Source organism: Pseudomonas sp., assembly GCF_041601375.1.
GTDB lineage: Bacteria > Pseudomonadota > Gammaproteobacteria > Pseudomonadales > Pseudomonadaceae > Aquipseudomonas.
In genome coordinates this window covers 1-23,554 of the sequence record NZ_JBFIIG010000053.1, presented here as the reverse complement: position 1 = coordinate 23,554, position 23,554 = coordinate 1, and the positions used below count along the sequence as shown (strand labels likewise).

Annotated in this window: 25 protein-coding genes; 11 read left to right on the top strand and 14 right to left on the bottom strand. The window is 64.8% G+C overall.

Annotated elements, in window-relative coordinates; translation table 11 throughout:
* From ABZE94_RS09755 to ABZE94_RS09745, 3 genes are all read right to left on the bottom strand, one after another.
* Positions 1 to 551, bottom strand: a 551-nt coding sequence (locus ABZE94_RS09755) for an NrdJb (protein ID WP_372875332.1), incomplete at its 3' end; no start/stop codon positions are given.
* Between the two features lie 54 nt (positions 552 to 605).
* Positions 606 to 2,747 carry an adenosylcobalamin-dependent ribonucleoside-diphosphate reductase gene (locus tag ABZE94_RS09750; RefSeq protein WP_372875331.1) on the bottom strand — a complete coding sequence of 714 codons (2,142 nt, stop codon included), beginning with the start codon at positions 2,745 to 2,747 and terminating at the stop codon, positions 606 to 608.
* A 306-nt stretch (positions 2,748 to 3,053) separates the two neighbouring features.
* A complete protein-coding gene (locus ABZE94_RS09745) occupies positions 3,054 to 3,773 on the bottom strand; it encodes a class I SAM-dependent methyltransferase (RefSeq protein ID WP_372875330.1) in 720 nt (239 codons plus the stop codon).
* A gap of 242 nt (positions 3,774 to 4,015) precedes the next feature.
* On the opposite strand from ABZE94_RS09745, the gene ABZE94_RS09740 reads away from it, so the two are divergent.
* Entirely contained in the window at positions 4,016 to 5,086 is a 1,071-nt protein-coding gene (locus ABZE94_RS09740; protein ID WP_372875329.1) for a methyltransferase, read from the top strand.
* Positions 5,087 to 5,300: 214 nt separating this feature from the next.
* On the opposite strand, the gene ABZE94_RS09735 is transcribed toward ABZE94_RS09740, so the two are convergent.
* The gene (locus ABZE94_RS09735; protein ID WP_372875333.1) at positions 5,301 to 6,323 is read right to left on the bottom strand and encodes a zinc ABC transporter substrate-binding protein; all 1,023 of its coding nucleotides are present in this window, start codon (positions 6,321 to 6,323) and stop codon (positions 5,301 to 5,303) included.
* A gap of 18 nt (positions 6,324 to 6,341) precedes the next feature.
* Between ABZE94_RS09735 and zur the strand changes: the two genes are divergently transcribed.
* From zur to ABZE94_RS09700, 7 genes are all read left to right on the top strand, one after another.
* On the top strand, positions 6,342 to 6,827 hold the full coding sequence (gene zur / locus ABZE94_RS09730) for a zinc uptake transcriptional repressor Zur (protein WP_372875328.1): 486 nt from the start codon (positions 6,342 to 6,344) through the stop codon (positions 6,825 to 6,827).
* Positions 6,824 to 7,630 carry a zinc ABC transporter ATP-binding protein ZnuC gene (gene znuC / locus ABZE94_RS09725; RefSeq protein ID WP_372875327.1) on the top strand — a complete coding sequence of 269 codons (807 nt, stop codon included), beginning with the start codon at positions 6,824 to 6,826 and terminating at the stop codon, positions 7,628 to 7,630. The genes zur and znuC overlap by 4 nt, the downstream gene beginning before the upstream one ends.
* Positions 7,623 to 8,411: a zinc ABC transporter permease subunit ZnuB gene (znuB, locus tag ABZE94_RS09720; protein WP_372875326.1), complete on the top strand. Its 789-nt coding sequence runs from the start codon at positions 7,623 to 7,625 to the stop codon at positions 8,409 to 8,411. Before znuC ends, znuB begins: the two co-directional genes overlap by 8 nt.
* Before the next feature lie 131 nt (positions 8,412 to 8,542).
* Positions 8,543 to 9,376 carry a hypothetical protein gene (locus tag ABZE94_RS09715; protein WP_372875325.1) on the top strand — a complete coding sequence of 278 codons (834 nt, stop codon included), beginning with the start codon at positions 8,543 to 8,545 and terminating at the stop codon, positions 9,374 to 9,376.
* 172 nt (positions 9,377 to 9,548) lie between these two features.
* Entirely contained in the window at positions 9,549 to 10,556 is a 1,008-nt protein-coding gene (locus ABZE94_RS09710; RefSeq protein ID WP_372875324.1) for a methionine ABC transporter ATP-binding protein, read from the top strand.
* Positions 10,556 to 11,233 carry a methionine ABC transporter permease gene (locus ABZE94_RS09705; protein WP_372875323.1) on the top strand — a complete coding sequence of 226 codons (678 nt, stop codon included), beginning with the start codon at positions 10,556 to 10,558 and terminating at the stop codon, positions 11,231 to 11,233. The genes ABZE94_RS09710 and ABZE94_RS09705 overlap by 1 nt, the downstream gene beginning before the upstream one ends.
* A 79-nt stretch (positions 11,234 to 11,312) precedes the next feature.
* Positions 11,313 to 12,089: a MetQ/NlpA family ABC transporter substrate-binding protein gene (locus ABZE94_RS09700; RefSeq protein WP_372875322.1), complete on the top strand. Its 777-nt coding sequence runs from the start codon at positions 11,313 to 11,315 to the stop codon at positions 12,087 to 12,089.
* Positions 12,090 to 12,291: 202 nt separating this feature from the next.
* On the opposite strand, the gene ABZE94_RS09695 is transcribed toward ABZE94_RS09700, so the two are convergent.
* Entirely contained in the window at positions 12,292 to 13,155 is an 864-nt protein-coding gene (locus tag ABZE94_RS09695; protein ID WP_318962998.1) for a LysR substrate-binding domain-containing protein, read from the bottom strand.
* Between the two features lie 110 nt (positions 13,156 to 13,265).
* Here ABZE94_RS09695 and ABZE94_RS09690 point away from each other — a divergent pair, with 110 nt between their 5' ends.
* Positions 13,266 to 13,691, top strand: a complete 426-nt coding sequence (locus ABZE94_RS09690) for a VOC family protein (RefSeq protein WP_372875321.1) — start codon at positions 13,266 to 13,268, stop codon at positions 13,689 to 13,691.
* 26 nt (positions 13,692 to 13,717) lie between these two features.
* Here the strand turns inward: ABZE94_RS09690 and ABZE94_RS09685 are convergent, their stop codons facing one another.
* From ABZE94_RS09685 to ABZE94_RS09665, 5 genes are all read right to left on the bottom strand, one after another.
* The gene (locus tag ABZE94_RS09685; protein WP_372875320.1) at positions 13,718 to 14,353 is read right to left on the bottom strand and encodes an SCO family protein; all 636 of its coding nucleotides are present in this window, start codon (positions 14,351 to 14,353) and stop codon (positions 13,718 to 13,720) included.
* A gap of 161 nt (positions 14,354 to 14,514) precedes the next feature.
* Positions 14,515 to 15,408, bottom strand: coding sequence for a heme o synthase (gene cyoE / locus ABZE94_RS09680; protein WP_372875319.1), 894 nt, complete (start codon positions 15,406 to 15,408; stop codon positions 14,515 to 14,517).
* A 96-nt stretch (positions 15,409 to 15,504) separates the two neighbouring features.
* On the bottom strand, positions 15,505 to 16,611 hold the full coding sequence (locus ABZE94_RS09675) for a heme A synthase (RefSeq protein WP_372875318.1): 1,107 nt from the start codon (positions 16,609 to 16,611) through the stop codon (positions 15,505 to 15,507).
* A 49-nt stretch (positions 16,612 to 16,660) separates the two neighbouring features.
* Positions 16,661 to 17,245 (bottom strand): hypothetical protein, encoded by a 585-nt coding sequence (locus ABZE94_RS09670; RefSeq protein ID WP_372875317.1) that lies wholly within the window; start codon positions 17,243 to 17,245, stop codon positions 16,661 to 16,663.
* Positions 17,220 to 17,951: an SURF1 family protein gene (locus ABZE94_RS09665; RefSeq protein WP_372875316.1), complete on the bottom strand. Its 732-nt coding sequence runs from the start codon at positions 17,949 to 17,951 to the stop codon at positions 17,220 to 17,222. Before ABZE94_RS09665 ends, ABZE94_RS09670 begins: the two co-directional genes overlap by 26 nt.
* Before the next feature lie 75 nt (positions 17,952 to 18,026).
* Between ABZE94_RS09665 and ABZE94_RS09660 the strand changes: the two genes are divergently transcribed.
* Positions 18,027 to 18,230: a twin transmembrane helix small protein gene (locus ABZE94_RS09660; protein ID WP_318947569.1), complete on the top strand. Its 204-nt coding sequence runs from the start codon at positions 18,027 to 18,029 to the stop codon at positions 18,228 to 18,230.
* A 58-nt stretch (positions 18,231 to 18,288) separates the two neighbouring features.
* On the opposite strand, the gene ABZE94_RS09655 is transcribed toward ABZE94_RS09660, so the two are convergent.
* From ABZE94_RS09655 to coxB, 4 genes are all read right to left on the bottom strand, one after another.
* Positions 18,289 to 19,176, bottom strand: a complete 888-nt coding sequence (locus ABZE94_RS09655) for a cytochrome c oxidase subunit 3 (RefSeq protein ID WP_372875315.1) — start codon at positions 19,174 to 19,176, stop codon at positions 18,289 to 18,291.
* A gap of 11 nt (positions 19,177 to 19,187) precedes the next feature.
* Positions 19,188 to 19,739, bottom strand: coding sequence for a cytochrome c oxidase assembly protein (locus ABZE94_RS09650; protein WP_372875314.1), 552 nt, complete (start codon positions 19,737 to 19,739; stop codon positions 19,188 to 19,190).
* A gap of 82 nt (positions 19,740 to 19,821) precedes the next feature.
* Complete coding sequence (gene ctaD / locus ABZE94_RS09645) at positions 19,822 to 21,414, bottom strand: cytochrome c oxidase subunit I (protein WP_372875313.1); 1,593 nt, start codon at positions 21,412 to 21,414, stop codon at positions 19,822 to 19,824.
* 4 nt (positions 21,415 to 21,418) lie between these two features.
* Entirely contained in the window at positions 21,419 to 22,543 is a 1,125-nt protein-coding gene (gene coxB / locus ABZE94_RS09640; protein WP_372875312.1) for a cytochrome c oxidase subunit II, read from the bottom strand.
* A 353-nt stretch (positions 22,544 to 22,896) separates the two neighbouring features.
* On the opposite strand from coxB, the gene ABZE94_RS09635 reads away from it, so the two are divergent.
* Positions 22,897 to 23,553: a hypothetical protein gene (locus tag ABZE94_RS09635; RefSeq protein WP_372875311.1), complete on the top strand. Its 657-nt coding sequence runs from the start codon at positions 22,897 to 22,899 to the stop codon at positions 23,551 to 23,553.
* Position 23,554: the final 1 nt, after the last annotated feature.

The following is a 23,554-nucleotide window of genomic DNA, read 5'->3' as shown; positions in this document are numbered from 1 at the left end:
TGGCTGGCCTGGTAGACCGCCCACTTCTGCGCCAGCAGCCGGCGTTGACTTTCATCCAGCTCGTGCCCCTCGAGCAGGCCGATGGCGATCAGGTGGCGCTCCAGCACCGCGCCGATCTCGGCTACCAGCGACGGCATGTAGACGCCGCCGCGCTTGAGGTAGCCGCCGCGCGGATCGAACACCGCCTTCAGCTCCTCGACCAGGAAGGTGCAGTCGCCCCCCTTGCGGAACACCGCCGACATGATTCGGGTCAGCGCCACTATCCACTGGAAATGCTCCATGCCCTTGGAGTTGATGAAGATCTCGAACGGCCGGCGCTGCTCGTGGGGCGTACCGGCGTTAAGGACTATGTCGTTGATGGTGACGTAGAGCGCATGCTCGAACAGCGGCGACTTGATCTTGTAGGTGACACCGAACAGGCTCTCCGGACGCTGCAGGGTCTCGTCCATCTGCACCGGCGCGGGCGTTTCGACGGCAGCCGCGCGCTGCATCGCCTCGACCTCGTCGACCACCTGGAAGCCCTTGATGCGCTGTTCGATCTTCACCACCATGACCCGCTCCCATGCGCGTGGCCGGCCGCCGCTGAAGCGGCGCGGCAACTCCGCTCAATACTTGCCGTAATAACCTTCCTTGAGGGCCTCGAACAGATTGGCGGCGCTGTGCACTTCGCCGTCGTACTCGACCTCCTCGTTGCCCGCCAACTCCACCAGGCTGCCGTCCTCCAGCTCGAAGCGATAGCGGGTGCGCGCCAGATCCGCCTCCTTGACCAGTACGCCCTGGAAGGCCGCCGGGTTGAAGCGAAAGGTGGTGCAGCCCTTGAGGCCCTGGCGCCAGGCGTACCGGTAGATGTCCTTGAACGCCGCGAAGGGGTAATCGGCGGGCACATTGGCGGTCTTGGAGATCGACGAGTCGACCCATTTCTGCGCCGCGGCCTGGATGTCCACGTGCTCGTTGGGGCTGATGTCCTCGCTGCTGACGAAGTAGTCCGGCAGCCGCTCGGCCAGGTCGTCCGCGCCGGGCCGCGCACGCGGGTTGACCAGCGTGCGGTAGGCCAGCAACTCGTAACTGAGCACCTCGACCCGGTCCTTGGCCTTGCGCCCGGCACGGATCAGGTTGCGTGAATAGCACTGGGCGAAGCTCGGTTCGATGCCGTTGGAGGCGTTGTTGGCCAGGCTCAGGCTGATGGTGCCGGCCGGTGCGATAGAGCTGTGGTGGGTGAAGCGCGCGCCACGCTCGGCCAGCGCCGCCACCAGTTGCGGTGCCTGCTCGGCCAGCTGCTGCATGTAGCGCGAATACTTGGCGTGCAGCACCCGACCCGGCAGGCGGTCGCCGACCTTATGGCCGTCGGCGACCATCTCCGGGCGCTTGCGCAGCATCGCCGCGGTCACCTCGAACTCTTCGGCCAGCAGCGGTGCCGGGCCTTTCTCCTCGGCCAGCTCCAGGCCCACCTGCCAGCCGGTCAGGGCCATCTCGCGCGCCACCTCCTCGGTGAACACGCAGGCCTGCGGGCTGCCATAGCGCAGCTTGAGCAGCGCCAGTGCCGAACCCAGGCCGAGAAACCCCATGCCATGCCGGCGCTTGGCGAAAATCTCGGCACGCTGCTCCGCCAGCGGCAGGCCGTTGATCTCCACCACGTTGTCCAGCAGGCGGGTGAAGATGCGCACCACGCGGCGGAACCTGTCCCAATCGAAGCGCGCGTCGGCGGCGAACGGCGCCTCGACGAACGCGGTCAGGTTGAGCGAACCGAGCAGGCAGGCGCCGTAGGGCGGCAAGGGCTGTTCGCCGCAGGGATTGCTCGCGCGGATGTCCTCGCACCACCAGTTGTTGTTCTGCTGGTTGACCCGGTCGATCAGGATGAAGCCCGGCTCGCCGTAATCGTAGGTGGCCGCCATCAGCGAGTCCCACAGTTCACGGGCGCGCAGCGTGGCGTAGACCTTGCAGGCCACCAGGCCGTCTTCGCGCACACAATAGCCGTCGTGCAACGGCCAGTCGCGCCAGCGCACCTGGGCCGGATCGTCGAGGTCCAGCGCTGCGCGCTCCTTGGCATGCAGCGGGAACAGTAGCGGCCAGTCGGCGTCGGTCTCCACCGCCTGCATGAAGTCGTCGCCGACCAGCAGGCTCAGGTTGAACTGGCGCAGACGGCCATCCTCGCGCTTGGCGTCGATGAACGCGCGCACATCCGGGTGGGCGATATCGAAGGTGGCCATCTGCGCACCCCGGCGGCCGCCGGCCGAGCTGATGGTGAAACACATCTTGTCGAAGATATCCATGAACGACAGCGGCCCGCTGGTCTGCGCCCCGGCGCCGGACACCAGGGCGCCACGCGGGCGCAGGGTGGAGAACTCGTAGCCGATGCCGCAGCCGGCCTTGAGCGTCAGCCCGGCCTCGACCAGCTTGCCGAGGATGTCCTCCATGGAATCGGCGATGGTGCCGGAGACCGTGCAATTGATGGTCGAGGTCGCCGGTTTGTAGGCCTCGGCGCCGGCATTGGCGACGATCCGCCCGGCCGGAATAGCGCCATTGCGCAGCGCCCAGAGAAACTCCGCATACCAATGCTCGCGCACCGGCGGCGCCTCCACCTCGGCCAGGGCCCGGGCGATACGCTGCCAGGTGCCATCGACATCGGCATCCAGTGGCTGGCCGTCACGGTCATGCAGGCAATACTTCTGCGCCCAGATATCCAGCGCCGCCGCCTGCAGGGCAATCCCCGCGGCCGCCGCCGAACTGCCCGCCGCACGCCTGGCCATCTACCTTCCTCCTGCCGCCGAGGTGATAAGAGCGAATCCTGCCTTTCACCTTAGCAGGCACGTCGAACGTAGCGCCGGCCGGTTGTCGTGGGGCATGGCTTGTGTGGGGAGGGGATGGTTGGCTAGAGGAGAAATGGCGGCAAGCCGGTTGTTGCCTGTCACGACCGGCAGCTTTGGGTCGTTTTCACCCGTTCGACCCAAGCCAGTGCAACTACATTGCTTGCCCCCTGGATAGGGGCTCTCTCCACCCACGGGGCTTGCAACCCTTAGCCGCCGGCTACCCACGCTCAGCAACTCCACCCGCGTTCAGGGCGCCCTGAAATTGCAGGTCAGGTAGCGATTGCTGAAGCCGTAGCGCAGCATCGAGCGCAGGCGCAGCAGCAGGTACGCGGGGTGCTTGCGGTAGTACTGCAGCACGGCGTTGCCCACCCCTTCGGAGCGGTGCTGCTTGATCGGGCGTTTGACGAACAAGCCCTTGAATTGCCACCACTGGATCTGCTCGAAAGACTGCCCCGGGCGCAAACCATGGGTGCGGAACAGGGCGAGGAACGAGGCTTTGCTGAAGTCGTGCAGGTGGTGCGGGTTGCCGTCCAGGGTCGGGGTGATGGGCACCGAGGCGATCACCTGGCCGTGCTCGGCCAGCAGCGCGGCATAGTTGGCGACCAGTTGCCGCGGGTTTGGCAGGTGCTCGATGGTTTCCAGGCTGACGATGCTGTCGAAGCGCTGCGCGGCGCTGAAACTCTGGGCATCGGCGCAGCGGTAGCTGAGGTTGGGCAGGCGGTAGTGCTCCTCGGCATAGGCGATGGCGGCCGGGTCGATGTCCACCCCCAGCACAATCTTGTCCGGGTGCAATTCGGCCAGCAAGGCGGTGCCGTAGCCGCAACCACAGGCCATGTCGAGGATGCGCTCGCCGCTCAGGCAGGCAGCGGCGAAACGATAACGCTGCAGATGGATGCGCAGGGTGTTCTGGTCGTCGGCATTGTTCTGGTCGAGTTGCTTGGGGTAGATGCGTTCGATGGTCAGCATGCGGGCCTTCCCTGGTGAACCGACGGTGGCGTCGATAACGCCGGACTATAGCAGGCCATTTTTAAAGCCGGATCGGCCACGCAGGTGGTTTTTCAACAGCCTGAGAGGGCAGGCCCCCGTGACAATGCGCCGATAAAAAACGCTATTACCGCGCACTGCCTGAATAACCCGCATACTCGCGCTGCCAGCAAGGCGCCCCCCCTGTGGTGCTCTGTGTTTCTGGCCCAACAATCGGAGTGACCATGGCGAAGTGGTACCAGCACGACCCTCTTTCCGCCCTGCAGGCCAAGGAAGAAGCGCAGCGCCTGGCCTTTGCGCCAATCGCGTTTCAAACCGCATTGAGCTTGCGCGACCTGGGTATTCTCGAGGTGCTCGACCAGGCCGGCGATGGCGGGTTGCCTGCGGGGCTGATCGCCGAGCGTAGCGGCGTCAGCGAGTACGGGGTCAAGGTACTGTTGGACATGGCCCTCAGTGCGCGCATCGTCACCGAGGACGGCCGCAATTATCGCCTGGCGCGCCTGGGCCATTTCCTTCTGCATGACGGCATGACCCGCGCCAATATGGATTTCACCGCCGACGTCTGTTACCGCGCCATGAGCCACCTGAGCGAGGCGATCCGCACGGGCCAGCCGGCCGGCCTGAAGGAGTTCGGCGACTGGCAGACCCTCTACCAGGGGCTCTCGAGCATCCCGGAAAAAGCCCGGCAAAGCTGGCTGAACTTCGATCACTACTACAGCGACCGGGCCTTCCCCGAGCTGTTGCAGCGAGTGCTGGCCGAACGCCCGCAGCGCCTGGTGGACATCGGCGGCAACACCGGCAAGTGGGCCTTGCAATGCTGCAAGCACGACCCCGAGGTGCAGATCACCCTGGTCGACCTGCCGGGGCAACTGGACATGGCCCTGAGCAACGTCCATGCCGCCGGCTTTGCCGGGCGCGTGCAGGGCCACCCGATGAACATCCTCGACCCCGAGCAGCGCCTGCCCGAGGACGCCGATATCTGGTGGATGAGCCAGTTCCTCGACTGCTTCGCGCCCATGGAAATCCTCGCCATCCTGCGGCGGGTGCGCGCCGCCATGCGCGCCGACGCCAAGGTCTACATCCTGGAAATGTTCTGCGACCGGCAGCAGTTCGAGGCCGCCACCTACAGCCTGAATGCCACCTCGCTGTATTTCACCTGCCTGGCCAATGGCAACAGCCGCTTCTACCGCAGCGATGACTTTATCGCCATCGTGCGCGAAGCCGGCTTTGTGGTGGCCGAGGATATCGACGATATCGGCCTCGGCCATACCCTGCTGCGTTTGCAGGCCGGTTGAGGCGGCGGCGAGGCAGTACGCCGCAGAAAGCGCGGGCGGCTGCCTAGAAGCCGGTCCGGGAATACGGATTTTTGTAGGTTGGGCCGGGCCGCGTAGGCTGAGCTCCGCGAAGCCTGCGCGGCCCGACCCAACAAATTGGTTTTGTTGGGCTTCGTAGCTCAGCACCAACCTACGATTTGAAGTCGATTGCCATTCTCGGACTGGCTCCTGGCGCCTAGAGCCCTTCCAGGCACCCCGCCAACTCGCCTGCCAGATTCTCCAACAGGCTTTCATAGCCGTGGGCATCCACTGGCAGCGCGCCGCCCATGGTGTCCAGTTCGGCCAGGGTCACCGGCAGGCCGGCGGTCAGGGTTTCGGCCAGGCGTGGGCGCATCGGCGGCTCGCTGAATACGCAGGCCGGGCCGGCCTGTTCCAGGCGGGCGCGCATGGCGGCGACATGCCGCGCGCCGGGCTGCACTTCGCTGGCCACGCTGAACACCCCGGCATGTTCGAGGCCGTAGGCGGCTTCGAAGTAGTCGTAGGCCTCGTGGAAGACGAAGTAGGGCTTGCCGGCCCGGCCGCTGAGACCGCTCAGGCGGGCTTGCAGACGCTGGTCGAGGGCCTCCAGGCGTGCGCCGAAAGCTTTGGCATTGGCCTGATAGCGCGGAGCGTTGGCCGGGTCGGCGCGGCTCAGGTCGGCGGCCATCTTCGCGGCTATTACCCGGGCGTTGGCCGGCAGCAACCATAAATGTGCATCCAGGCTGCCGGGGCGATGCGCGTGATCGTGCTGGTCGGCGGACTCTTGCTCATGTTCGTCGTACTCGTCATGGGCCTGATCATCGTGACCATCGTCCTCGGCATGGCTGTCGCCGAAGTGGCGCAGGTGCATGCCGGGCAGGTCCTGCACGGCGACGCTGGGTTTGCTGCGAGCGGCCAGCACCCGGGGCAGGAAGCTTTCCAGGTCGGAGCCGACCCAGTACAGCAGCGTTACCTCGCGCACCCGCCGCACATCGGAGGGGCGCAGCGCGTAGTGGTGCGGCGAGGCGCCGAGCGGCAGCAGCACTTCGGGGCTGCCGACACCGTCCTGCACGGCCGCGGCAATCAGCTGCAACGGCTTGATGCTGGTCAGCACGCGCACCTCGGCGAGGGCGGCGGGGCTGGTGAGAAAAACGGCGCAGAGCAGACTGATGGCAGAAAAAAGACGTAACACGGAGGGCACTCGAGCTGGAAGGAACGGGTAATATAATAACGTCTCCAGTCTCTGCCGTCCCAGCCCATGACTCAGCCACCGCTCGCCTCACGTCCCCACGACCATTCCCACTGCGTCAGCCATGCCCTGGCCGAGGCCGAAGGCATCTGCACACAGCAGGGTCTGCGCCTGACCGCCCTGCGCAAGCGCGTGCTGGAGCTGGTCTGGCAGAGCCACAAACCGCTCGGCGCCTACGACATCCTCGCCGTGTTGAGCGAGCAGGATGGCCGCCGCGCCGCGCCGCCGACCGTGTACCGGGCGCTGGATTTTCTCCTGGAAAACGGCCTGGTGCACCGCATCGCCTCGCTCAACGCCTTCGTCGGCTGCAGTCACCCGACGCATACCCATCAGGGCCAGTTCCTGATCTGCCGCAGTTGTCATGCGGCCATCGAACTGGAGCAGGCGGCGATCAGCGAAGCGATCGTCAGTGGCGCGCAGAGCGTCGGTTTCGTGGTCGAAGGCCAGACCGTTGAAGTGGTTGGCCTCTGTGCGGGCTGCCAGGAGGCCGCATGAGCGATGCCCTGATTCGTCTCACCGGGATTGGCGTCAGCTTCCGCGGCCAGAACGTGCTGCAGGATGTGCAACTGAGCGTCAAACCCGGCGAGATCGTCACCCTGATCGGCCCCAACGGCGCCGGCAAGACCACCCTGGTGCGTGCCGTGCTCGGCCTGCTCAAGCCCGATAGCGGCAGCGTCTGGCGCAAGCCGAAGCTGCGCATCGGCTATATGCCGCAGAAACTGCATGTCGATGTCACCCTGCCGCTCAGCGTGCTGCGCTTTCTGCGCCTGGTGCCCGGCGTCGATCGCGCCCGCGCCCAGGCGGCGCTGGCCGAAGTCGGCGCCGGCCAGGTGATCGACAGCCCCTTGCAGAGCATTTCCGGCGGCGAACTGCAGCGCGTGCTGCTGGCCCGCGCCCTGCTGCGCGAACCTGAGCTGCTGGTGCTCGACGAGCCGGTGCAGGGCGTCGACGTCAGCGGCCAGGCCGAGCTGTACCGCCTGATCACCCAGTTGCGCGACCGCCATGGTTGCGGCGTGCTGATGGTCTCGCACGACCTGCACCTGGTGATGAGCACCACCGATCAGGTGGTCTGCCTGAATCGGCATGTCTGCTGTTCCGGCCACCCCGAGCAGGTCAGCGGCGACCCGGCGTTCGTCGAGCTGTTCGGCCAGGACGCCAAGAGCCTGGCGATCTATCACCACCGCCACGACCACGAGCATGACCTGCACGGTGCGGTGGTCAACGAAGCGAGCGCCGGCCTGAGCATCAAGGGTCCGGTCCAACCACACGTACACGGAGATGGCTGCAAGCATGGCTGATTTTCTGCTCAACGCCCTGCTCGCCGGCCTGGCCCTGGCCCTGGTCGCCGGCCCCCTCGGCTCCTTCGTGGTCTGGCGGCGCATGGCCTATTTCGGCGACACCCTGTCGCATGCCGCGCTGCTCGGCGTGGCCCTCGGCCTGATGCTCGACGTCAGCCCGACCCTGGCGGTGACGGTCGGCTGCGTGCTGCTGGCGGTGCTGCTGGTGACCCTGCAGACCCGCCAGCCGCTGGCCTCGGACACCCTGCTGGGGATCCTCGCCCACAGCACCCTGTCGCTCGGGCTGGTGGTGCTGAGTTTCATGCAGGACGTGCGCATCGACCTGATGGGCTACCTGTTCGGCGACCTGCTGGCCGTCGGCCCGGCCGACCTGGCCTGGATCGTCGGCGGCAGCGCCCTGGTCCTGGTCGTGCTGGCCGTGCTCTGGCGACCGTTGCTGGCGATCACCGTGCACGAGGAGCTGGCCCGGGTCGAAGGCCTGCCGGTGGCGGCAATCCGCCTGAGCCTGATGCTGCTGATCGCCGTGGTAATCGCCGTGGCAATGAAGATCGTCGGCGTGCTGCTGATCACCTCCCTGCTGATCATTCCCGCGGCGGCGGCCCAGCGCCACGCGCGCACCCCGGAGCAGATGGCCCTGGGCGCCAGCCTGCTGGGCATAGTCGCCGTTTGCGGCGGCCTCAGCCTGTCGTGGTTCCAGGACACCCCGGCCGGCCCCTCGATCGTGGTATCGGCGGCCAGCCTGTTCCTGCTCAGTTTCGCCTGGCCACGGCGCACGGCCTGAGACTCAGGCTACGCTGTCGCAGGCCTTGGGCATGAACATGGGATCGCCCGGGCACGCGCAGCAAGGTTTGGTGGCGCCCGGCTCGGCGGTGTAGAATTGCACGTTTTTTGCCCGACATGAGACTCGCAGAAATGATCTCGTTCGCCTCACGTTGTCTTTCCATCCTCGCTATTTCGCTGCTCCTGGTTGCGTGCCAGAGCACGCTTCAAGGGCCGGGCCAGAACACCGACGAGCTGCTCGGTGACTTTCGCCTGCTCGAACAGAGCCTGGCCAGCGGCCAGTTGAGCGAGGCCGAAAGCCGGCTCAACGCCCTGCAGTTGCGCGCCAGCGGCGACGCCCGCCTGGAGCGCTATCAGCGCCAGCTGGCCGAGGCCTACCTGCAGCAAGGACAGACGGCCCTGCAGACCGGCGACCTGGACCGTGCGGCCAAGGCCCTTGGCCAGGCGCGCCAGTTGATGCCGCAGGCGCCCGCGCTGACCACCGGGCTGGGAGGCGCGATTGCCCTGGTCCGGCAAACCGAGCTGGATGCGGCGGACCTTGCAAGCAACGCCGCCGAACAGGCTGCCGCCCAGGCCCAGGCCGCACGCGGCGAACAGGCGCGCCAGTTGCGCCAGGCCGCCGAGCGTCAGGCAGCTGCGCTCAGGGCGATCCAGTTGCCCGATGAGGCGCCTGAGCCGCACGCCCAACTGATCGACCCCGCCGCACCCAGCAGCATCGTTGCCCTGCCGATGCTGGACAGCCGCGACAACCTGGGTCTCTACCGCCTGCTCGATGCGGTCGCCGCGGATGTGGTCAAGTTCCGCTGCACAGTGGCTATCCAGGTCCGCCAGGCCGGCGACTATCTGTGGCTCGCCCCGCTGCTCAAGGCCCGGATCGAGCGTCTCGACGCGGACTTCAGCCCGACCATGAGTCAGCTACTCGAGCCCGAGCAGACCCCGCAACTGCTGCTCAGCCCGCAGCGCTAGCCCTGGCAGCGGTCTGTCGCCAGGCCATGCGCAAGCGCTTGGCCCTGTGCATGTACATGCGATCTGGCTATAACCATAGGCCTACAAAGATTTTTACGGCCTAAAGAGTGCCGGGTAGACTAGGCGCCTTTATGCCTACCCGGCGGCTCGACAAACCCAAAAGGTTTAACGCGTGATCAACTTTCACCAGGTCCGCAAGGCGTATCGCGTCAACGGCCAAGATATCCCTGCCCTGCAGCCGAGCGACCTGCAGATCGCCCGTGGCGAAGTGTTCGGCATCATCGGCCATTCCGGCGCCGGCAAGAGCACCCTGCTGCGCCTGATCAACCGCCTGGAAGAGCCCTCCGGCGGGCGCATCGAGATCGACGGCGAAGACGTCACCGCGCTGGATGCCAATGGCCTGCGGCGCTTCCGCCAGCGGGTCGGGATGATCTTTCAGCATTTCAACCTGCTCTCGTCGAAGACCGTCGCCGCCAACGTCGCCCTGCCGCTGAAGCTGGCCGGGGTGCTGTCGCGCAGCGCCATGGCGGCGCGGGTGGCCGAACTGCTGGCGCGGGTCGGCCTCAGCGAGCACGCCAACAAATACCCGGCGCAGCTGTCGGGCGGGCAGAAACAGCGGGTCGGCATCGCCCGCGCCCTGGCCACCGAGCCGAAGATCCTGCTGTGCGACGAGGCCACCAGCGCCCTCGATCCGCAGACCACCGCCTCGGTGTTGCAACTGCTGGCGCAGATCAACCGCGAGCTGAACCTGACCATCGTCCTGATCACCCACGAGATGGACGTGATCCGCCGGGTCTGCGACCGCGTGGCGGTGATGGACGCCGGGGTGATCGTCGAGATGGGCTCGGTGGCCGATGTCTTTCTGCATCCGCAGCACGCCACCACCAAACGCTTCGTCCAGGAAGCGGAACAGGTCGACGAAGACGAACTGCACGACGACTTCGCCCATGTGACCGGACGCATCCTGCGCCTGACCTTCCAGGGCCAGGCCACCTATGCGCCGCTGCTCGGCAGGGTGGCGCGCGAGACCGGGGTGGATTACAGCATCCTCGCCGGACGCATCGACCACATCAAGGACACCCCCTACGGCCAACTGACCCTGGCCCTGACCGGCGGCGACCTGGACGCCGCGCTGGCGCGCCTCAAAGCTGCCGACGTGCACTTGGAGGTGCTGCGCTGATGGAGGCTCTACTGACCCGCCTGCTACCAAATGTCGATTGGGCGGAAATCGGCTACGCCAGTCTCGACACCCTGAGCATGCTCGGCGGCTCGCTGCTGTTCACCGTGCTGCTCGGCCTGCCGCTGGGCGTGCTGCTGTTCCTCACCGGCCCGCGGCAGATGTTCGAGCAGAAGGCGCTGTACGGCGTGCTGTCGCTGCTGGTGAATATCCTGCGTTCGGTGCCCTTCGTCATCCTGCTGATCGTAATGATTCCCTTCACCGTGCTGGTCACCGGCACCTCGCTGGGCGTGGCCGGGGCCATCCCGCCGCTGGTGGTGGGCGCCACGCCGTTCTTCGCCCGGCTGGTGGAAACCGCGTTGCGCGAAGTCGATCGCGGCATCATCGAGGCGACCCAGGCCATGGGCGCGAGCACCCGCCAGATCGTGCTCAACGCCCTGCTGCCCGAGGCGCTGCCGGGCATCTTTGCCGCGGTGACGGTGACTGCCATCACCCTGGTGTCCTACACCGCCATGTCCGGCCTGATCGGCGGCGGCGGCCTGGGCGACCTGGCGGTGCGCTACGGCTACCAGCGCTACCAGCCCGACGTGATGCTGGTCACCGTGGTCCTGCTGCTGGTGCTGGTGCAGATTCTGCAAACCGTCGGCGACAAGCTGGTGGTGCACTTCTCCAGAAAATAAACAGCACCCGCAAATAATTGCGCTTTATTGAATCGCGGCTATCCGCCGAACCCGCATCTATCCCACAAGGAGCTTCATGATGAAAAAATTGCTGAGCGCCATCGCCGTCGTCGCCGCGTTTTCCAGCGCGGCCCAGGCCGAAACCCTGAACGTGGCGGCCACCGCCGTACCCCACGCGGAAATCCTCGAGTTCGTCAAACCGGCCCTGGCCAAGGATGGCGTCGAGCTGAACGTCAAGGTCTTCACCGACTACGTGCAGCCCAACGTGCAGGTCGCCGAGAAGCGCCTGGACGCCAACTTCTTCCAGCACCAGCCGTACCTCGACGAGTTCAACAAGAGCCGCGGCACCGAGCTGACCAGCGTCGCCGGCGTGCATGTCGAGCCCTTCGGTGCCTACTCGAGCAAGATCAAGGACCTCAAGGACCTGCCGCAGGGGGCCAATGTGGTCATCCCCAACGACGCCACCAACGGCGGCCGCGCCCTGTTGCTGCTGCAGAAGGCAGGGATCATCACCCTCAAGGACGCCAGCAACATCCTCGCCACGCCGAAAGACATCGCCGAGAACCCGAAAGCGATCAAGCTGCGGGCACTGGAAGCCGCGACCCTGCCGCGCGTACTGACCCAGGTCGACCTGGCGCTGATCAACACCAACTACGCCCTGGAAGCCAAGCTCAACCCGACCGAGGATGCGCTGATCATCGAAGGCAGCGACTCGCCCTACGTCAACATCCTGGTCGCCCGCCCGGACAACCAAGACAGCGCCGCCATGCAGAAACTGGCCAAGGCGCTGAACAGCCCCGAAGTCAAAGCCTTCATCCTGGAGAAATACAAGGGTGCGGTGGTACCGGCGTTCTAAGCTGTCGCTTCCCCGCTAGTCATATGAGCCCGCTCCCGCAGCGGGCTTTTTCTTGCCGGCAAGTTCGTTCTGGTGTGCACGCCTAGGTCGTGCGCACCAGCTATGTAGGGTGGATGACGCCTTTTTCATCCACCATCGCGATTTGGTGGATGGATAAAGCGTCATCCACCCTACGAGATCGCAGGCCGTGCAGATATAGGATCTACTTCGCCGTTTCGCGCAGGCACTCCAGCAGACAGTCCAGCGCCGGCTGGCGCTGCGCACGGCGCAGCACCGCGATCAGTTCGCGGTGGAAGGTCAGTGCGCCCAGCTCGAGCACCCGCAGCTGGGTCGGGCGCTGCAGCCACAAGCCGGCGCGCGGGATCAGCGATACGCCGAGGCCGCACTCGACCATGCGCACGATGGCCTCCAGTTCGTCCAGTTCCAGTGCCTCGTGCACGCTCAGGCGCTGTTCGCGAAGGAACTGGCTGACCCGGCGGCCACCGAAGGAGCGCCGGTCGTAACGCACGAACGGCTGCTCGGCGAGGATCTGCAGCGGGTCGTCGCCGGTAACGCTCACGGGCGTGATCAGGACGAAGGGCTCGCGTGCCAGGCTGATTTGCAGCAGTTCCTTGGGCAACTCGAACGGCGGCTGGATCAGCAGCGCCAGATCCAGTTCGCCGGCATCCACCTGGCTGAGCAGATTGAGCGACACGCCGGGCACCAGCTTCAGTTCGACCCGTGGCGCCAGCGCCCGAAAGCGCGGCAGGGCGTCGGGCAGCAAGCCGGTCTGCACACTGGCGATGGCGCCGACTTTCAGCTCGCCCTGCCACTCGGCCGCCGACGTCGGCAGGGCCATCTGCGCATACAGGGCGAGCATCTGCTCGGCCAATGGCAGGGCATGCCGACCGGCGGCGTTGAGCAACGCGGCGCGGCCGCTGCGATCGAACAGGCGCACACCCAGGCCCCGTTCCAGTACCCGCATCTGCGCGCTGACCGCCGACTGGGTCAGGCCAACCTGCTGGCCGGCGGCGGCGAAGGTGCCATGCCGGGCGACCATCACGAAGGTTCTCAACTCGCGCAACATCGCCGCCTCGACTGACCAATTTTGTTTGTGCTTGCGAACAAGGATATTCGCTTTCAATCAGTATTGCTGTTGCTGAGAATCAACGGACAGTCACCACAAGGAAGCACAGCATGGCACTCGCCCCCTTTCACCTGGCCATTCCCGTCCACGACCTGGCTGCGGCCCGGCACTTCTACGGCGAGCTATTCGGCTGCACCGAAGGCCGCAGCAGCGCGCACTGGGTGGACTTCGATTTCTTCGGCCACCAACTGGTGATCCACCAGGCGCCGCAGATGGACTACCAAAAAGCCGCGCACAGCAACCCGGTGGACGGCCACGAGGTGCCGGTGCCGCATTTCGGTGTGGTGCTGGACTGGGAAGATTGGCAGCAACTGGCCGAGCGCCTGCAGGCCCGAGGCACGCGCTTCGTCATCGAACCTTACGTGCGCTTCGCGGGCCAGGTCGGCGAACAGGCCACCCTGTTCCTCCTCGACCCCTGCGGCAATGCCCTGGAGTTCAAGGCGTTCAAGGATAGGTCCCAGCTGTTCGCCCAATAGCTTCTTGATGGGTTGTCACTCATCAATCACTTCACCGGATTGATCAACCCCGGCAACTGCGCCGCCAGTTTTGCGTTGTTCAGCGGCGCACGGATGAAGCCGCGCTGGGTGCCGTCCGGGCCGATGATCACCAGGTTGCCGCTGTGGTCGACGGTGTAGTTTTCCTGGCTGGTATCGGCCGGGATATAGGGAATGCTCACCGCATTGGCGAACTTCTGCAGGGTGGCTTCCTCACCGGTCAGGCCGATGAAGCCGGCATCGAAGTAGGCCAGGTATTTCTTCAACTGCTCCGGGGTGTCGCGGTTGGGGTCGACGCTGACCAGCACCACCCGCAGCTTGGCGCGGGTTTGCTCCGGTAGCTGGCCTTGCAGCTGGCGCAGTTGGGCGAGGGTGGCGGGGCAGATATCCGGGCAGAAGGTGTAGCCGAAAAACAGCAGGCTCCATTGCTCCTTGAGCTGGTCGACCGCCACCGTCTGGCCGTCCTGATCGATCAGGCTCAGCTCGGGCAGCGTGCGGCTTTGCGGCAGCAGCACGATGCCCGCATCGAGCAGCGCGGTCGGGTCGCTCTGCCCTTGGCTGTTGAGCACTTTGTTGACGGTCAAGCCGAGCACCAGCGCGACTATGGCTACGAGAACGAAAACGGTGATCTGGGTACGGGTCATGACACCAACGATTACAGGTTGAGCAGCAGGGCTCAGATCATTTAGAAGCGTCACGAGCGACGGCTAGGCAAGGCGAAATCAGCCGAAGAAGCGCAGTGTACGAGTTGTACATGAGCATTCTGAGGCTGGTTTCAACGCTGCATAGCCTAGCGCAGTAGCTTCTAGATGAACTGATAGTGGTCGACCAGCAGGGCGATAAACAGCAGGAACAGGTACCAGATACTGTACTTGAAGGTGTTGATCGCCGCGTGCGGTTGGCTGTCACGGTACAGCACCCAGGCCCAGTGCAGAAAGCGCGCGCCCAGGCCGATGGCGCAGACCAGGTAGAGCAGGCCGCTCATGTGGATGGCGTAAGGCAACAGGCTGACGGCGAACAGCGCGCCGGTGTAGAGCAGGATATGCACCTTGGTGTAGTGCTCGCCGTGGGTCACCGGCAGCATCGGGATATTGGCCTTGGCGTATTCGGCCTTGCGGTGAATGGCCAGGGCCCAGAAGTGCGGCGGGGTCCAGGCGAAGATGATCAGCACCAGCAGCAGCGGCTCGGCGGTCAGCTCTCCGGTGACCGCGACCCAGCCGAGCAGCGGCGGAGCGGCGCCAGCCAAGCCGCCGATGACGATGTTCTGCGGCGTGGCGCGCTTGAGAAAGCCGGTGTAGATCACCGCATAACCGAGCAGCGAGGCGAGGGTCAGCCAGGCGGCCAGTTCGTTGGTGAAGACCAGCAGCAGGCTGAGGCCAGTCACCGCCAGCAGCAGGGCGAAGCTCAGCGCCGCCAGCGGGGTGACCCGGCCTTCGGCCAGCGGGCGCTTGTGGGTGCGCGCCATGATCGAGTCGATGCGCCTGTCCACCACGTGGTTGACTGCCGCCGCCCCTCCGGCGCACAGGCCGATGCCCAGGTTGCCGAAAATCAATACCGTCCAGGGCACGCCAGCGCGGGTAGCGAGGAACATGCCGACCAAGGATGTGATCAGCATCAGCACCACCACCTTGGGCTTGGTCAGCTCCAGGTAGTCGCGCCAGCTGGCGTGAGCCTGTTGTTCGCGCAGTAGAGTAGCCATGGGGGTCTCTCCTTTTTGTTATTTCGTAGCCGGGGTAAGCCAAAGGCCGTAACCCAGCGTTCAATTCGATCTCAGGTGGATCAAGCCGCGGTGCGGCTAACCCTCCTTGCGGAACTCTTCATGGCTCAGAGCCGTAGCAGCGGTGCGGGCGCCTAGCCCATGTCCGCGATATTCCGCGGCTTCCGTTTCGCGGGCATGGCTAGGCGCCCGCGCCGCTCCTACAGAAGATGCCCGCAGCCGGTAGTTGACCAGCACCAGGGTCAGCAGCAATAGCGCTCCGCCAGCGTTGTGCGCCACCGCCAGCGCCAGGGGCAGATGGAAAACCACGTTGCCGATGCCCAGGCTGATCTGCACGCCGAGCGCCAGCAGGAGCAGGCCGGCCAGGCGCGCCAAGCCGGCGCGCCGCAGTTGCCAGGCCAGCAACAGCAGCACCAGGGTCAGCGCCAGCGCGCCCAGGCGATGGCTCATGTGGATGGCCGTGCGCGCGTCGCTGTCGAGCTGGCCGCCGAGGTAATTCGGGCCGATGTGCTGGGTCAGGTGAAAGCCGTTGGCGAAATCCATCGCCGGCCACCATTCGCCATGACAGGTCGGCAGGTCCACGCAGGCGACCGCCGCGTAGTTGCTGCTGACCCAGCCGCCGAGGGCGATCTGGCCGATCACCAGCAGCAGGCCGAGCGCAGCCAGGCTGCGCAGGCGCGCGGACAGCCTGGGCAGCGGCGCGGCTGCGCCGGACAGGCGCAGGCACAGGAGGAACAGCAGGCTGAGGGTGGCGAAGCCGCCGAGCAAATGGCCGGTCACCACTTGCGGCCAGAGTTTCAGGGTCACCGTCCACATGCCGAAGGCCCCTTGCAGGATCACCAGCCCGAGCAGCAACAGCGGCAGTTTCAACGGTTGCCCCGGCTCGCCGCGACGGCGCAGCGCCTGCACCGCCAGCGCCAGGATCACCAGGCCGAGGCTAGCGGCAAAATAGCGGTGGATCATCTCGTACCAGCCCTTGGCCACCTCCACCGGCGCCTCGGGGAAGCGCACCCCGGCCAGCGCCTGCTGGTGCTCGCTCATGGGCACGCCGAGAAAGCCGTAGCAGCCCGGCCAATCGGGGCAACCCAGCCCCGCGTGGGTGAGCCGGGTGTAGGCACCGAGCAGCACCACCACCACGGCCAGCAGGGTGGCGAACAAGGCCAGGCGGTAACCGGGTTTGCCCATCATGAAGCTCCTTGTTGCGGCGCAGGCTGGCAGCATCCCATCCTCCGCGTCAGCCAATCTGGGAAATCTTCAGCAAATGCCGCAGGTCGTTGAGAATCGCCTTGCCCTTGCTGCGGCTGTCGTAGCGCAGCACCAAGTTGCCGTGCGGATCGACTATCCAGAGTTGCGCCCCTTCGACCTTGCCGGCGGTTTCGGCATAGGCCTGAGGCTCCAGTCGATAGCGGGTCAACTGCGGAAACTCACGGTGCAGCAGCGCGTCATAGTCATCGGCCAGGGGCTGGGTGCTGGCCAGGGCATGGGAAGCCCGTGCGGTATCACGATTGAGGCCGATATGAATCTGCCGAGCGAGAAACACCAGTTGCTTGCAATCCGCATCGCAGAGGCCCGGCACTGTCACCAGCAACTGCCAGCGCACCTCCTGCGCGCCGCTCACGCCGAGATCCGCACGGGTCTGGCCGTTGCCGATCAGCTCGCCGTGGTAGCTGCGAGTCTCCGGGACCCAGAAGCGCCACTGGTACATGGCGCTGGCCAGGATCATCGGGCCGATAACCACGGCGAGAATCATGATCAGCTGCAGGCGCCCGCGGCGACGGCGGCTGGCTGACGCTTCAGGCAGAGTGATGGCTGGGTTCATGGCGAGTCTCCCGCGCGTTATGTAAACCTAAATAGATGAACAGGCCGAGCAAGGCCGTTGCCAGAGCGAACCATTGAACAGCATAGCCCAGGTGCTTATCCGGGCTCATGGCGACCACCGGCCAGTCGACCCGCAAAGACCCGGGGCCGGGCTCCAGGCGCAGCTCATGGGGCAGACCCGTGCGTCCCAACTGCTGCCAGAGCTCGTCCGGCTTGACCGCGCTAATCAAGCGCGGCCAGGTACCGCTCTGCGGTCCCTGCTGCAGTTGCAGGCCATCGCCCAGGGACACGTACACCGTGGCCTGCAGCCGAAGCGGCGTATCGGGGGTGGCGAAAGTCGGGGTTATGCGGCGATCCGGCCAGGGCAGCCAGCCGCGATTGAGCAACAGCCAGAGACCGCTGGCCTGGTCATGGAAGGGCTGCAGGATTTCGACGCCCGCCTGGCCATCACGGGTGCGGTTATCCAGCAGAAAACTGTGCCGCGCATCGAAGTAGCCCTGCAGCTGGACGCGCACATAGGCAGGATTCGCCAGGTTCGCGAGCTCGGCGATGGCGACAGGTTCGGCGAGCTGCCGGGCCTGATGGGCCGCCAGCAATTCACGCTTTTCTTCGGCGCGAGCCAGCTGCCAGAAGCCCAGGCCGATCAGCGCGGGAAACAGCATCAGCACCAGCAGACTGGGCAGCCAGCCGGGGCGAAAGGCGTTCATCGCGCACGCGCCGAAGCGCGGGCCAAGCTGGTTATACTGCTACTGCAGGACATTCCTCTCCCCCCGGAGTTACGCATGCTCAAGATCGCAATCGTCCTCTTGTTACTGGCCACAGTGGTCAGTTTGTTCAGCGGTCTGTTCTTCCTGGTCAAGGACGAGGGTCGCTCCTCCCGTGTGGTCAACTCCCTGACCGTTCGGGTCACGCTCACTGCCCTGACTGTAGCCCTGATCGCCTGGGGCTTCTATAGCGGCCAACTGGTGCCTCAAGTGACGTGGTAGCGATGAGCTTCAAGCCATAAGCGCTTTTACTTGCAGCTTGCGGCTTTCAGCGCCCGTCTCACAGCACATAAACGAAGGTGAACAGGCCGATCCACACCACATCGACGAAGTGCCAATACCAGGCGGCCGCCTCGAAGCCGAAATGATGCTCGGGGCTGAAGTGGCCACGCATGACGCGAACCAGCATCACCGTCAGCATGATCGCCCCCAGGGTGACGTGGGCGCCGTGAAAGCCGGTGAGCATGAAGAAGGTCGCGCCATAGATACCCGAGCCGAGGGTCAGGCCCAGTTCGGTGTAGGCATGGATGTACTCCTCGGCCTGGAACACCAGGAACGCCGCGCCGAGGATCAGGGTCAGCGCCAGCCAGAGGGTCAGCGGCTTGCGCTGGTTCTTGCGCAGGGCGTGGTGGGCGAAGGTCAGGGTGAAGCTGGAACTCACCAGCAGCACGGTGTTGAGCAAGGGCAAGCCCCAGGCGCTGATGATCCCGCTGGGGGCCGGATAGAGCTTGGGATCCGGAGTATTGAGCAGCGGCCAGCTGTACTCGAAGCCCGGCCAGAGCATGTTGGCGATACCCTTGTCGCCTTCGCCGCCCAGCCAGGGCCCGGCCCAGGTGCGCACGTAGAACAGCACGCCGAAGAAGGCGGCGAAGAACATCACCTCGGAGAAGATGAACCAGCTCATGCCCCAGCGGAACGAGAGATCCATCTGCGGGCTGTACAGGCCGGAGCGGCCTTCCTTGATCACGGTGCCGAACCAGCCGAACAGCATGTAGGCGAGGAACAGGCCGCCGACGAAGAAGATCAGCGGGCCGTTGGAGTCGGCCCGTTCGGCCTTGAGGTCGTTGAACCAGGTGCCGAGCCCGACGACCGTGATCAGCAAGCCGAGGGTGGCGATAATCGGCCACTTGCTCTGGGCGGGAACGTAGTACTGCTCATGAGCTGCCATCTTTGTTCTCCTTATTGGCCCACCTGGGCTACAGGCGGTTTACTCGCAGTGATATCGAACAGGGTGTAGGCCAGGGTCAGGTGGCGTACATCTGCCGGTAGATCGCGATCGACGATAAAACGCACCGGCATTTCGATACGTTCGCCGGGCTGCAGAACCTGCTGGGTAAAGCAGAAACACTCGGTCTTGTGGAAATACGCCGCCGCCTTGGAGGGGGCAACGCTGGGAATCGCCTGAGCGGTCATCGGCTTATCGGTTGGGTTATAGGCGATAAATATCATCTCGTTGCTCGCCCCCGGATTCACTTTTAGCTCGTCGGCCTGGGCACGGAACTCCCAAACCATATCCGCCGAGTTGGTGGCGAGAAATTGCACGCGCACCTGGCGCGATGCATCCACGCCTTGTGCCCCGGCCTCATAGGCACCGGCGGTCTTGCCGTTGATGCCGAAGGCCTGGCACATCACGTCGTAGATCGGCACCAGGGCGAAACCGAAGCCGAACATCGCCACCACCACCAATGACAGGCGGATAACCAGGCGGCGGGTGCTCAGGCTTTCGCTCATGCCAGCACATCCCCGCAGGAACGAACCTGCCCGCGAAGGGGACGCCGGATCGCGAGCGAGCTCGTTGCTACAAAAGCGCACATCACTTCACTTCCGGCGGGGTCTGGAAGGTGTGGTATGGCGCCGGCGACGGGATCGTCCACTCCAGCCCCTCGGCACCGTCCCAAGGCTTGGCCGCGGCCGGCTGGCCGCCACGGATGCACTTGATGACGATGAACAGGAACAGCAACTGGGTGGCGCCGAACATGAAGGCGCCGATGCTCGAGACCATGTTGAAGTTGGCGAACATCATGTTGTAGTCCGGGATGCGCCGCGGCATGCCGGCCAGGCCGACGAAGTGCATGGGGAAGAACGCCAGGTTCATGCCGACGAAGCTCATCCAGAAATGCAGCTTGCCGAGGGTCTCGTCGTACATGTGCCCGGTCCACTTCGGCAGCCAGTAGTAAGCCGAGGCGAAGATGCCGAAGATCGCCCCCGGCACCAGCACGTAGTGGAAGTGCGCCACCACGAAGTAGGTGTCGTGGTACTGGAAGTCCGCCGGGGCGATGGCCAGCATCAGACCGGAGAAACCACCGATGGTGAACAGGATGACGAAGGCCACCGAGAACAGCATCGGCGTCTCGAAGGTCATCGAGCCGCGCCACATGGTGCTGGCCCAGTTGAACACCTTCACCCCGGTCGGCACGGCGATCAGCATGGTCGCGTACATGAAGAACAGCTCGCCGGTCAGCGGGATGCCGACGGTGAACATGTGGTGTGCCCAGACGATGAACGAGAGGAAGGCGATCGAGGCCGTGGCGTAGACCATCGAGGTGTAGCCGAACAGCGGCTTGCGCGCGAAGGCCGGGATGATCGCACTGACCGCGCCGAAGGCCGGCAGGATCATGATGTACACCTCGGGGTGGCCGAAGAACCAGAACACGTGCTGGAACAGCACCGGGTCGCCGCCGCCGGCCGCACTGAAGAAACTGGTGCCGAAGTGGATGTCCATCAGCATCATGGTCACGCAGCCGGCCAGTACCGGCATCACCGCGATCAGCAGGAAGGCGGTGATCAGCCAGGTCCAGACGAACAGCGGCATCTTCATCAGGGTCATGCCGGGGGCGCGCAGGTTGAGGATGGTGGCGACCACGTTGATCGCGCCCATGATCGAACTGATGCCCATCAGGTGCACAGCGAAGATGAAGAAGGTCACGCTTTCCGGCGCGTAGGTGGTGGACAGCGGGGCGTAGAAGGTCCAGCCGAAGTTGGGACCGCCGCCTTCCATGAACAGGGTGCTGACCAGCATGCTGAACGCCGCCGGCAGCAGCCAGAAGCTGAAGTTGTTCATCCGCGGCAGGGCCATGTCCGGCGCGCCGACCATCAGCGGAATCATCCAGTTGGCCAGGCCGACGAAGGCCGGCATCACCGCGCCGAAGACCATGATCAGGCCGTGCATGGTGGTCATCTGGTTGAAGAACTCCGGCTGCACGATCTGCAGGCCCGGCTGGAACAGCTCGGCGCGAATCACCATGGCCATGGTGCCGCCGAGGAGGAACATGGCGAAGCTGAACCACAGGTACATGGTGCCGATGTCTTTGTGGTTGGTGGTCAGCACCCAGCGCATCAAGCCCTTGGCCGGGCCGTGGTGATGGTCGTGTCCGGCATGACCATGCGTGTCGATCACTGCACTCATGTCCTTACTCCTGAGCCTGTTTGAACGCGAGAACGTCTTGTGGCGTGACCATGTCACCCACCTTGTTGCCCCAGGCGTTGCGTTCGTAGGTGATGATCGCGGCGATATCGACTTCCGACAGTTGCTTGCCGAAGGCGGCCATGGAGGTGCCCGGTTTGCCGTTGACCACGATATTCATATGGCCTGCTGCCGGGCCGGTGGCGATGGCCGAGCCCTTGAGCGCCGGGAACATCGGCGGCAGCCCCTCGCCATTGGCTTGGTGGCAAGCGGCGCAGGCGGTCTGATAAGACTTCTCGCCGCGCGCCAGCAGCTCGTCCAGGGTCCATTCCTTGCTGGTCAGCTCCTTCTCGGCGGCCGCGAGCTGTTTGCGTTCGGCCAGCCAGGTGGCGTAATCCTCCTTGGATTTCGCCTCCACGACGATCGGCATGAAGGCATGATCCCGACCGCACAGCTCGGTGCACTGACCGCGGAAGATGCCGGGCTCGTCGATACGGGTCCAGGACTCGTTGATGAAGCCGGGAATGGCATCCTTCTTCACCGCCAGGGCCGGCACCCACCAGGAGTGGATCACATCGGCGGCGGTGATGAGGAAGCGCACCTTGGTGCCCACCGGCACCACCAGCGGCTCGTCGACCTCCAGCAGGTAGTGCTCGCCCTTGACGGCGCGGTTGTTGATCTGGTCTTGCGGCGTGGTCAGGTTGCTGAAGAACTCGACGTCCTGCCCCAGGTATTTGTAGTGCCATTTCCACTGGTAGCCGGTGACCTGGATATCCAGTTCGGATTCCGTGTTGTCATAGATCTCGATCAGGGTCTTGGTCGCGGGGATGGCCATGCCCACCAGGATCAACAGCGGCACCACGGTCCAGAGGATCTCCACCGTGGTGCTTTCGTGAAAGTGCGCAGGCTGCTGCCCGGTCGAGCGGCGATGGACCAGCATCGACCAGAACATCGCGCCGAACACCACCACGCCGATCACGACGCAGATCCAGAAAATGGTCATGTGCAGGTCAAACACCGAGCGACTGACCTCAGTAGCTCCGGGCGCCATGTTGATCCCCCAGCCGGCGTGCGCCGAGCCGAATGCCAAGCACAGCAGGAGGCTCATCCAAACGCGTGGATGTCGCATCATTGCGGGTTCCCCTTATCATTCTTGTTATCCCGCCGGCGGAGCATGCAGCAAAAGGATCGACGGCCATGACAACTGTCGAAACCTCTCCGTGCCGAAGCCCGTCCGGTGTTATCAGGTACTGTCTTGCGAACTCGAGTATAGACGGCGACTTCGACCTGGCAACGTCAAAACGTAAATCGCCAACGCCGCGCAAGCCTTGCGCTAAACAGCGCGGTGGGTGTGGGCCAGCTAGAATCAGGGGTAGCACCTTATAGCGCTCTCGCATAAGTATGAAAAAATTATGACAATCGCGTCTGAGCACTCGCCTCCAGCCAGCTAAGGTTCATCTCCATGTCCTCATTTCAGGAGCAGTCATGAATACCCTCGCATTACGCGAACTGATCCAGCGCGCTCACCAGCACGAAGCCAGCAGCAAGCAACTCTCTGCGCAACTGGGTACGCAACTGGAGCGCCTGCATCCCTCCATCCGCCTGCCCGACACCGACACCCTGGGGGTGCTCACGCGCTTCGTCAGCGCCTATATCGAACAGGTACCCGATGTATTGGAAGCGGCCGATGAGGTCGCCCGCGAAGCCGGCATCGAGATGCAGGTCAAGCCGGTGCTGAAAGTCGCCGAAGAGTTCTTTCTCCAGCCGCCCGCGCTGATAGCCGGACATGATGGCCTCGACGGCCTGCTCGACGAAGCCTACCTGGCCCATCGCCTGGTCGAGGAGGTCAACGACCGCTACATCAAGCATCTTGGCCGGCCATTGATTCCCCTGGACACCACGGTGGCCAACCTGATCGCCCACCAACTGATCGGCGAGTCCTTCGCCAATCAGCTGGACCAAGCCGTGCATCACGCGGTGGATGGCATGCTCGACGAGGCCAGCTTCGACCAGGCCTCGGTGCGCGCCTATCGCGAGCGCTTGAGCGACCCGCACACCGAAGCCGCGTGGAAACGCTGGCCCTGCCTGTCGGGCCAACTGGGGGTAGAGCTGCAGCTGGATGAGTCGCGCGCGGCGGGTTGAG